Here is a 3,399-nt window from a genome sequence, read left to right as displayed (position 1 = left end):
CCAGTACGGCTTTGACGGGGTCGATATCGACTACGAATACCCCACCTCCATGAAGGATGCGGGCAACCCCAACGACTTCCCGCTCTCCAACCAGTGCCGTGCCAAGTTGTTTGCCAATTACGAGGTGCTGATGAAGACCTTGAGGGCGCGGCTCGACAACGCTGGTAACGAAGATGGCCGCAAGTACATGCTGACCATCGCCTCACCGGCATCGGCCTATCTGCTGCGCGGGATGGAGAACTTCCAGGTCACCCGGTACCTCGATTACGTCAACCTGATGACCTATGACTTCCATGGTGCCTGGAACCATTTTGTCGGTCACAATGCGGCGCTGTTCGACAACAATGCCGACCCCGAGCTCTCCCACTGGGGCGTCTATAACCAGACCCAGTTTGGTGGCATCGGTTACCTCAACGCCGCCTGGTCTGCCCACTACTTCCGTGGTGCGCTGGCGGCCGGCAAGATCAACGTGGGTGTGCCCTATTACACCCGCGGCTGGCAGGGGGTGAGCGGTGGCAGCCATGGCTTCGGCGGCAAGGCGGCCCTGCCGAGCCAGAACCAGTGTCAGCCCGGCACTGGCGGCAGCACCATTCCGTGTGGCAACGGGGCGGTCGGCATCGACAACATCTGGCACGATCTCGACAAGAACGGCAAAGAGATCGGCGGCGGCGCAGTGCCCATGTGGCATGCCAAGAACCTGGAGCACGCGGCCAGCCTCGGTATCACCACGCTGCCGAGTTACGGCACCGCCTGGGGTCTGGATCCCAACAATCCGGCGCACGTGATACAGAGCACGTATGTGCGTTACTACGATGACAAGGCCCACGCGCCCTGGTTGTGGAACGAAGAGAAGAAGGTGTTCCTCTCCACTGAAGATGAAGAGTCCATGGGCCACAAGCTGGACTACATCATCAAGCGCGGGTTGGGCGGTGTCATGTTCTGGGAGATGGCGGGCGACTACGCTTTCGATCCTGCCAAGAACGAGTACGGCATGGGTAGCACTCTGACTACTCTTGCCTACGAGAAGTTTGCCAAGGCCAGCCCGTACAACGCCAAGCAGAATGATCTGGCCGCGCCGAGCGCCCAGCTCGACATCCAGGTCAGCCTCTCCGGTTTCAAGGAAGGGGACTCCAACTACCCGATCAACCCGACACTCAAGCTGGTCAACAAGTCGACCCAGACTATTCCGGGCGGCGCGCGCATCGAGTTTCTGGTGCCCACCTCCACCTCTGACACCATCACGGATCAGAGTGGCATGGGGCTGAAAGTGGTAGAGAGCGGTGGCAACGACAACTCGGAAGGCAGTGCGGGCGAGAAGGACTTCCACAAGGTCGCCATGAACCTGCCGGGCTGGCAGACCCTGGCACCGGGGGCCGAGATTGAAGTCGCCATGACCTACTACCTGCCCGCCGCTGGCGTGCAGAGCGGGATGCGCCTGATCAGTGGCAGCCAGACCATAGGGCTCAAGGCCGAGTTCCCGACCCTGCCGGAGGCGGTACTGGGCTCCGGCGGCGAGACCAGCTGCAGCAGCCAGAACGTCAATCCGGCGGCCTACAAGGCCTATCCGAGCTGGCCGCAGGGGGATCACGCCAATGGTGGCGATCGCATGACCCATAACAAGGTGGTGTGGCAGGCGAACTGGTGGACCAGCAGCGAACCCAAGGCCACCGATGGCAGCTGGAAGCTGGTATGTAGTTACTGATCTGATAACTCCTGTGTTGACGCCATGGGTGGCAAGGCAGTACCAGCAGGATCAATCCGGAGCCCAGGCTCCGGATTTTTTATGGCGGAATATATAAAAAGAGGGGGATAAAAAAGACCGCTCCGAAGAGCGGCCAATTGCCACCAAGGCAACCTGCGGGGCGGTCCCTTGTTATGTGCCGCGGGCGGGGCCAAACCGTGACCTTGTTTATTGGGTGACGGCGCCGCCCTGTTGCTCCTTGAGGAAGTTTATCCAGGGAGAGGCACGGCCACTGACGTTGCCATTCTGGGCGGCCTGGGTGAAGGCGGAGAGCGCCTCCTTCGGTTTTTGCTGCTCAAAATAGGCGACCCCGGTCAGGAATTTCAGATCGGCGCGTTGTTCACCATTGGCATTGGCCGCAGGCTTGGCGGCCAGGGCCACCAGATCCTGATAGCGTTTGCTCTGGATCATCATGCGCGCCATCTTCAATTGCAGTTCGGCATCCGGAGCCAGCTTGTAGGATCTCGCCAGGGTATCGATGGCGGGATCCAGCTCCTTGGCCTGATGCCAGTAGTTGGCCAGTGCCTTGAAGTTGGTTGCGCTGCTCTCTATGGTGCCCTCCTTCATCGCCTTCTCCATCACGCGTGCCGCCCGGTGAGGAATGCCGGCGAAGGCCAGGTAGTTGGCCAGCCGCTGCAATTCGGCCGGCTCGGTCAGCATACCGAGGTGGTAGGCTGATTCGAGCGCCGCCAGCGCCTTGGCATCGTTGCCCGCCTGCATGTGCATGGCCGAGAGCTGGGTCCAGTACTTTTTCTTGGTCGGGTACATGTCGACCAGGGTCGTCAGCACTTCGGTGGCCGGTTTGTACTGTTTCAGCTCGTAATGAGCCCCCATCTTCAGCAGATACCAGGACTCCGGCGCTTTACCTGCAGAGAGCTTGATCGCCTGATCCACCGCCGGGATCGCTTCCCGGTACTGCTTGAGTTGTACGTGGGCGTTGGCCAGCGTGATGTAGGCGTGCGGGGTCGGTTTCTCATCCTTGCCGAGACTCGCAAACCACTGGTTCATGGTACTGATGGAGGCCTTGAAGTTGCCCTCCGCCATATAGAGCTGGGCCAGGTTGTAGCGCACCTGCTGGGCCACGGGTTGCGGCAGGCCGCCAGTGGCGATGGCATCGGCAAAGTATTTGGTCGCCTGACCGTACTTCTCCTGCTGCGCCGCCACGAAGCCGAGGGTCTGCAGTATCACCCCCTTGTCGTAGACCCGCTCACCGGCGCCGGACAGCGCCTCCTGCAGCTTGGCATTGGCCTCGCCGTATTTCTTCTCGGTGATCAACGCCTGTGCCTTGTTGACCGCGCGATAGGCGCGGTCAGAGAGGGCAGGCTGCTCGGCGGCCCAGCTGGCTGTGCTGAGCAGCACCGCCATGGCAACCGGGGCGAGGATCAGGGTGTGTAACTTTTTCATCGCCACCTTCCTTAGTTGACCGCAAACTCGATTTCTTGCTGCATGCGGGTGGCCTGCGCCTTGCCATCGACCATGGCCGGTTTAAACGTCCATTTGGCGATGGTCTTGCGCGCCTCCTTGCCGAGGTCATAGCTGCGGGGCTCTTCTTTCACGATCCGCACGTTGCTGACGGTGCCACGTTCGGTCACGGTGAACTCTACCAGCACCTTGCCGGAGGCGAGTCCCGCCAGCGCCGCCTTGCGGGGCATCATGGG

3 protein-coding genes are annotated in these 3,399 nt (G+C 61.0%); 1 reads left to right on the top strand and 2 read right to left on the bottom strand.

Going from position 1 to position 3,399, the window contains the following annotated elements:
• A partial coding sequence (locus tag AAC083_RS23015) for a chitinase C-terminal domain-containing protein (RefSeq protein WP_258224655.1) occupies positions 1-1,702 on the top strand: 1,702 nt, incomplete at its 5' end.
• A gap of 207 nt (positions 1,703-1,909) precedes the next feature.
• Here the strand turns inward: AAC083_RS23015 and AAC083_RS10610 are convergent.
• Complete coding sequence (locus tag AAC083_RS10610) at positions 1,910-3,145, bottom strand: tetratricopeptide repeat protein (protein ID WP_108536562.1); 1,236 nt, start codon at positions 3,143-3,145, stop codon at positions 1,910-1,912.
• A gap of 11 nt (positions 3,146-3,156) precedes the next feature.
• Positions 3,157-3,399 (bottom strand): energy transducer TonB (locus tag AAC083_RS10605; protein WP_146181650.1); only part of this gene is annotated, 243 nt, incomplete at its 5' end.

The sequence above is a fragment of the Aeromonas sp. HMWF014 genome (genome assembly GCF_963878295.1).
GTDB classification, from domain to species: domain Bacteria; phylum Pseudomonadota; class Gammaproteobacteria; order Enterobacterales; family Aeromonadaceae; genus Aeromonas; species Aeromonas popoffii.
This window is presented reverse-complemented; position numbering and strand designations above follow the sequence as displayed.

What these genes read in the sequence shown, in the direction of transcription:
- AAC083_RS10610 (WP_108536562.1), bottom strand. Translation starts at nt 3,145, where the DNA reads ATGAAAAAGTTACACACCCTGATCCTCGCCCCGGTTGCCATGGCGGTG.